This window comes from Burkholderia singularis (assembly GCF_900176645.1).
GTDB lineage: Bacteria > Pseudomonadota > Gammaproteobacteria > Burkholderiales > Burkholderiaceae > Burkholderia > Burkholderia singularis.
Genome location: NZ_FXAN01000129.1, coordinates 1 through 7,176, shown reverse-complemented (window position 1 = coordinate 7,176; position 7,176 = coordinate 1). Strand labels below are relative to the sequence as shown.

General features: G+C 63.6%; 4 protein-coding genes and 1 tRNA gene. 2 read left to right on the top strand and 3 right to left on the bottom strand.

From position 1 onward, the window contains the following. Positions 1 to 875: 875 nt before the first annotated feature. On the top strand, positions 876 to 1,256 hold the full coding sequence (locus BSIN_RS25740) for a hypothetical protein (protein WP_143757556.1): 381 nt from the start codon (positions 876 to 878) through the stop codon (positions 1,254 to 1,256). A 467-nt stretch (positions 1,257 to 1,723) separates the two neighbouring features. Here BSIN_RS25740 and BSIN_RS24730 read toward each other — a convergent pair. The 3 genes from BSIN_RS24730 to argA form a co-directional block, all read right to left on the bottom strand. Then, positions 1,724 to 1,798: transfer RNA gene (locus BSIN_RS24730), tRNA-Val, on the bottom strand. A gap of 303 nt (positions 1,799 to 2,101) precedes the next feature. After that, on the bottom strand, positions 2,102 to 2,377 hold the full coding sequence (locus BSIN_RS24725) for an oxidative damage protection protein (RefSeq protein WP_089342370.1): 276 nt from the start codon (positions 2,375 to 2,377) through the stop codon (positions 2,102 to 2,104). 44 nt (positions 2,378 to 2,421) lie between these two features. Continuing rightward, a complete protein-coding gene (gene argA / locus BSIN_RS24720; protein WP_089342368.1) occupies positions 2,422 to 3,798 on the bottom strand; it encodes an amino-acid N-acetyltransferase in 1,377 nt (458 codons plus the stop codon). 23 nt (positions 3,799 to 3,821) lie between these two features. On the opposite strand from argA, the gene hrpA reads away from it, so the two are divergent. Then, positions 3,822 to 7,176, top strand: a 3,355-nt coding sequence (gene hrpA / locus BSIN_RS24715) for an ATP-dependent RNA helicase HrpA (protein ID WP_143757555.1), incomplete at its 3' end; no start/stop codon positions are given.

Below are 7,176 nucleotides of genomic sequence, written 5' to 3'. Positions count from 1 at the left end.
GACCGGATGCTGCTGTCGCCGCCGCTCGTCATCTCCAAGCCCGAAATCGACGAACTCGTCGAGAAGGCGAAGCGCGCGATCGATGCGACGGCAAGACAGATGGGCATGGCGTGAACTTGCCGGATTTGCGCTCGCCGCCGGTGAGCGATGCATAGACAGGCCGCGGATGTTCGACCGGTATCCCGAGACGTTCGGATTCGGGTCGAATATCCGGAATAGGTGTGTTGCCGATTCGATTGCTGGGGCATCGTGACGCCGGTTCGGCAAGATTTAGGCCGAATGGGTATTGAGTAATAAATAGTGCGAATGAAGAGATTGGATAAGTTTCTTGCTTTAAAAAAATTTTCGAATATGGATCTGCAAATTTTTATCGATGCTCATTATATGATTCAAATGTGATGCTAGGGAAAATAGTGGAATGTTGCCTGTTGTATATATTGGAGGCAGTATTGAGCGTTCCATGAATGATGGGGTGGCGTGGCATGAAAAATTAAAATGACTGCGGATTTCCAATTATGTTCGTTTTTATCGTTTTTCTGGCACCCGTGGTGAGGCTGGCTGGCAGTAAAGCGGTTTGATGATTTTTCATGATCTGTCGTCGATGGCCGGCTCGCCTATTTTTCTGATTGCTTTGCCAAACGTTCGCGTCATGGCTAGCTATCACGGGAGCATTGACCGCTATGGGGAGCTGGCTCGTCCTTCGAACATCGAGCTTTGCTGCCGGAGTTTGGTTGGGCGTGGCATGTTTGCGCTCTCATAGAGCCCTTTGCGCTAATTCGATCTCCTATCTCTCACGCTGCCCATCTAATAGCGATGCCGCTGGTCATCGGCGGTAATGTGATATCGACCAACCTGAAGACAGACATAAGGTGTTCATGAATTCAATCGGATCATCCAGTTTTTCCAATGACTATCAGATTCAACCGGATGGCAGCCCGTCCCCCTGCGCTATTGCCTCGCCCGGTCAAGCGACGCCCGGAGCAGCGTCGGACTTGACGGGCGCGTTGAGAGATTTAGTGGATAAGGCGCATTCGGATGCGAAGAAGGAGATTCATTTCGGCTTGCGCGAAAAGGTGGCTGACATGGTGCCGATCCTGCAGATCGAGACGCGAAGTGGAAGATCAGGTCGAAGCGTTGCAATGGAGCGGGGTTTTTCAGCCAGCGTTGCCTCCGAATACATGAGGAGGGGTGGCATGGCCACGGTAAAGGGAGAACGTTCCGTCAAAAAGAATTACCAAAACTATTGGCAGCCGTGAATGCGGTGTGGCCGATGCGAAGGTGAAGCGCGGTGCGGACACGGCATTGCTGCAGACTGAAGCTCGGGTTTGAGAGATGGCCGCATTCGGTCGGTTGACGAACGTCATATCTCGGTAAATATGGAGTTCCGTTTTTCAGGCTACGGAGAGTCGATGCCGGTATGGGCTTTTATAGAAAACTAGCTGCGGGCTTGAAATGGATAGGGTTGATTGATCGGCAGCCCGATATGGAATGAGCAATGGGCGTGATGGTTGGAGCGTCGGGCGGGCGCGGTATGTCGCACAATCGTCTGGCATTGAGCGATCGATATGACGACATGATGGCTACTCGGCCGGCGGGGCGGATTGTGCCCGCTGCTCTGCTTTTTTTCCGGGCAGAGATGGAAAGAAGAAGCCCCGCGTATGCGGGGCTTCTTTGTCGCGATCCAGCCTGCGATGCGCTCGATAGGTGCGCTTCGGGAATTCTTTGGTGGGCGGTACTGGGATCGAACCAGTGACCCCTGCCGTGTGAAGGCAGTGCTCTACCGCTGAGCTAACCGCCCAAAGAACTTTGAATTATGTCAGAGCTTTCGATGCTCGTAAAGCATTTTCTGCAAAATTTTTATCGGCCTGCGCGTCGGCGGCCCTCAGCGGCCATTTCGTGGCTCAGCGCGATGATCGGATGACGAGGGGGCGCGTGGCGTCGTGGGCCGGCGGGACGGGTGCCGGTCGGCATCGCAGTCGCGTCGAGGCGGTATGCGTGCGAGTCGCGTGCGCTTCAACCCGGCAGGACAACGCAGCGCCCCGGACAACGCGCGGTATCGCTTTCTTGCGCACCTGCCGCGCCGGCGGGCAGGCGCGCGGTGTCAACCTTGCGCCGGCGGCACGTATCCCGACGCCTGATCCGCACCTTCGCCGAAGAAATACTTCTCGGTCTGCTTCATCAGATATTGGCGCGCACGCGGATCAGCCATGTTCAGGCGGTTTTCGTTGATGAGCATGGTCTGTTGCTTGAGCCAGCCCTGCCATGCCTCCTTCGACACGCTTTCGTAAAGACGCTTGCCGAGTTCGCCGGGCAGCGGTGGAAAATCGAGCCCCTCGGCTTCCTTGCCGAGCTTCGCGCAATGAATCATACGGGCCATCGTGTACATCTCCTGTCATCGATATCGGGGGAAGGGCATGCCGCTCAAAGCTGCTTCATCAGCACGAGCGATTTGCGTTGCCAGTTGTAGAGTTTGCGGCGATCCTCGGGGAGATCGTCGACGGTTGCCTTGACGAAGCCGCGCTTGAGGAACCAGTGCTCGGTGCGCGTCGTCAGCACGAAGATGCGCGTCAAACCGCGCGCGCGGGCGCGCTGCTCGATGCGCTTCAGGAGCCGTTCGCCGTCGCCCGAGCCTTGTGCTTCCGGCGCGACGGTCAGGCACGCCATCTCGCCGATTTTCTCGCTCGGATACGGATAGAGCGCCGCGCAGCCGAACAGCACACCGTCGTGCTCGATCACCGAGAAATGATCGATATCGCGCTCGATCTGGTGGCGGCCGCGCCGCACCAGCGTGCCGTCTGCCTCGAGCGGCTCGATCAGCGCGAGGATGCCGCCGACGTCGTCTGGTGTCGCCTCGCGCAGGCTTTCGAGATTCTCGTAGGAGATCATCGTGCCGACGCCGTCGTGCAGGAACAGCTCGAGCAGCACGCTGCCGTCGAGCGACTGCGGAATCAGGTGCGCACGCGCGACGCCGCCTCGGCATGCGCGGATCGCGTGCTTCAGGTAGAACGCGTCGTCGCCTTGCAGGTCGCCCGAATCGAGCAGCTCGGCGGCGGCGTCGAGCGACATTTCGCGCACGAGCTCGCCCGCGTCATCGACGATGCCGGGCGAATCGGTCAGGAAGATGATTTTGTCGGCGCGCAGCGCGATCGCGGCGGCCGATGCGACATCCTCCATCGACAGATTGAATGCTTCGCCCGTCGGCGAGAAGCCGAGCGGCGACAGCAGCACGAGCTTACGGCTCGCGAGCGAGTGGCGAATCGATTCGGCGTCGATTTTGCGCACGACACCCGTATGTGCGAAATCGACGCCGTCGAGCACGCCCACCGGCCGCGCGGTGACGAAGTTGCCCGACACGACGCTGATGTGCGCGTGCGCCATCGGCGTGTTCGGCAAACCCTGGCTGATCGCCGCTTCGATATCGAGCCGCACTTCGCCCGCGGCTTCCTTCGCCGATTCGAGCGCGCGCGCGTCGGTGATCCGCAGTCCGTGCGAGAAAGACGATTCGACACCGTGCAGGCTGAGCTGCTCCTCGACTTGCGGGCGCGACCCATGCACGAGCACGATTTGAATGCCCATCGCCTGTAGCAGCGCGATGTCGGAGACGAGCGCGCTCAGCAATCCGCGATGCACGACCTCGCCGCCGAAGCCGACGACAAATGTACTGTTCCGGAACTTATGGATGTACGGCGCGACCGAGCGCATCCAGTCGACGAACTGCGCGTGATGCGCGGCTTGGTCGGCGGAATACGGGGGCGCGGCGTCCGGCTGGGCGGCGGGAAGGTCGGATTGGGAATTCATGGGCGGGATTATAATGCGCCCCCATGTCGAATGTACCTAAAAGTCCCGTGCGAAATCGTGCCGACGCGCCGCACGGGCCGCAGCCTGAAAACGATGCGCGCGCGCCGCGCGCGCAACAGCAGGCGGGACGCCCGGCGCAGGCCGGCGTATCGCGCGGCGAAGCCCCGCAAGCCGCCGCTTCTCACGGCGGCGCGCCGCAAGCCGCCGTGCCGCGCGATAGCGTACCGTCATCGGCCGCGTCGTCAGCCGGCGCCGCGCGCGGTGAAGCGGCTACCCGCGCGCCGTGCGTTCGCGCCCGCGCCGAGCGCAGGCCGGTTGCGCCGAATCCCGTTCCGCCGATCACGTTTGCCGAAAGTCTGCCCGTGTCGGGCAAGCGCGACGAGATTGCGCGCGCGATCGCCGCGCACCAGGTCGTGATCGTTTGCGGCGAAACCGGCTCGGGCAAGACCACGCAGCTTCCGAAGATCTGCCTGTCGCTCGGGCGCGGGCTGGGCGCGGGCGGCACGGGCCTGATCGGCCACACGCAGCCGCGGCGGCTCGCGGCGTCGTCCACCGGCCGGCGGATTGCCGACGAGCTTGGCACGCCGTTCGGCGAGGTGGTCGGCTACAAGGTGCGCTTTACCGACAACCTTGCGCCTGGCGCCTCGGTCAAGCTGATGACGGACGGCATTCTGCTCGCCGAGACGCAGACCGATCCGCTGCTCAGCGCGTATGACACGCTGATCATCGACGAGGCGCACGAGCGCAGCCTGAACATCGATTTCCTGCTCGGCTATCTGAAGCAGATCCTGCCGAGGCGGCCGGATCTGAAGCTGATCGTCACATCGGCGACGATCGACGCGGAGCGCTTCGCGCACCATTTCGGCCACGACGGCGCGAACGCGCCGGTGATCGAGGTGAGCGGGCGCCTGTATCCGGTCGAGATCCGCTATCGGCCGATCGCCGACGACCGGCCGGCCGCGACGCGGCACACGCAAGGCGCCCTGGGCACCTCGGCGACAGGCCCGGCGAGCGCAACCGGCGGCGGCCGCGACCGCGCGAAGAGCGCGCGCGGCGCCGAGCGCGACCTGATGGACGGCATCGTCGACGCGGTGGACGAGCTGTGCCGTGAAGGCCTGGGCGACGTGCTCGTGTTCCTGCCCGGCGAGCGCGAGATTCGCGACGCGGCCGAGGCGCTGCGCAAGCACCATCCGCCGCACACCGAGATTCTGCCGCTCTTCGCGCGGCTGTCCGCGGCCGAGCAGGAGCGCGTGTTCAAGCCGTCGAACGCGCGCCGGATCGTGCTGGCGACGAACGTCGCCGAGACGTCGCTGACGGTGCCGGGGATCCGCTATGTCGTCGATGCGGGCCTCGCGCGCGTGAAACGCTACTCGTACCGCAACAAGGTCGAGCAGTTGCAGGTCGAGGCGATCTCGCAGGCGGCCGCGAACCAGCGCGCGGGCCGTTGCGGCCGCGTCGCGGACGGCATCTGCATCCGTCTGTATGAAGAAAGCGATTATCAGGCGCGGCCGCGCTTCACCGATCCGGAGATCCTGCGCTCGTCGCTCGCGGCGGTGATTCTGCGGATGAAGTCGCTGCATTTGTCGGAGATCGAATCGTTTCCGTTTCTCGAGCCGCCGCCCGGCCGCGCGATCGCCGACGGCTATCAACTGCTCAACGAGCTGGGCGCGGTCGACGACGACAACGCGCTGACGCCGCTCGGCCGCGAACTGGCGCGGCTGCCGCTCGATCCGCGCGTCGGCCGCATGATTCTCGGCGCGCGCGACCAGCACGCGCTGCGCGAGGTGCTCGTGATCGCGAGCGCGCTGTCGGTGCAGGACCCGCGCGACCGGCCGATCGACGCGCAGGAGCAGGCCGACCAGGCGCACCGGCGCTTTGCCGACGAGCGCTCCGAGTTCCTTCAGTGGCTGAAGATCTGGACATGGTTCGACGACGCGCTCGCGCACAAGAAATCGAACCGTCAGCTCGCCGACGCGTGCCGTGCGAATTTCTTGTCGCATCTGCGGCTTCGCGAGTGGCGCGACGTCCATTCGCAATTGCTTACCGTCGTGCGCGAGCACGGCTGGCGGCTGAACGAAGCCGACGCGACGTTCGAGCAGATCCATCTCGCGCTCCTGACGGGCCTGCTCGGCAATCTCGGCCTGAAAGCCGACGACGAGCCGCATTACCTCGGCGCGCGCGGGATCAAGTTCCATTTGTGGCCGGGCTCGGCGTTCGTGAAGAAGGCGGGGCGCTGGGTGATGGCGGCCGAGCTGGTCGAGACGAGCCGGTTGTACGCGCGGTGCATCGCCAAAATCGAGCCTGAATGGATCGAAAAGGTCGGCGCGCATCTATTGAGAAAGTCGCTGTCGGAGCCGCACTGGGAGAAGCGGCCTGCGCAGGTGAGCGCGTTCGAGCGCGCGACGCTGTACGGGCTGCCGGTCTACCATCGGCGGCGTGTCGCGTTCGGCCGTCAGGACCCGGCGCGCGCGCGGGAGTTGTTCATTCGCGGCGCGCTCGTCGACGGCGAGTTCGACACGAGACTTGCGTTCTTCGCGCACAATCGCAAGCTGCTGGCCGACATCGAGCAACTCGAGCACAAGTCGCGCCGACAGGACGTGCTCGTTGACGACGAGCTGATCTACGCGTTCTACGATCAGACGATTCCGGCAGGCATCCACACGGGCGCGGCGTTCGAGCGCTGGTATCGCGACGAGGTGAAAAAGAGCGGCCAGCCGGAAGACAAACTGCGCCTGCTGTATCTGTCGCGCGATGATCTGATGCGCCACGAGGCCGCGGGCGTCACGACCGATCTGTTCCCGAAGAAGACGGCGATGGCGGGCGTCGAGATGGCGCTTTCGTACCATTTCGAGCCCGGCGCGCCGCGCGACGGCGTGACGCTTGCGGTGCCGTTGTTCGCGCTGAACCAGATCGATGCGCGGCGCGTCGAGTGGCTCGTGCCGGGGATGCTGAAGGAGAAGGTGCAGTTGCTGCTCAAGTCGCTGCCGCAGAAGCTGCGCCGGCACTGCGTGCCGCTGCCCGAATATGCGGCGGGCTTCGTCGAGCGGCACGGCGCGGCGCGTTTCGGCATGGCCGCGCCAGGCGCTGGCTCAAGCACGGCCGCTGCGCCCGTGGGCGGTCTCGTCGATGCGCTGATCGCCGATATCCGCGAGCAAATGCAGATCGCGGCAAAGACCTCCGATTTCAAGCTCGAGACGCTGCCCGCGCATCTGTTCATGAATTTCAAGGTGATCGACGAGCATGGCCGGCAACTCGCGATGGGCCGCAATCTCGCGCAGTTGCGTGCGGAACTCGGCGCGCAGGCGCAACAGCATTTTCAGAAGATCGCCGCGGCCGCGACGCTCGCGCCGGCCGGCGGCGCGCCAGGCCGGCCGGCGC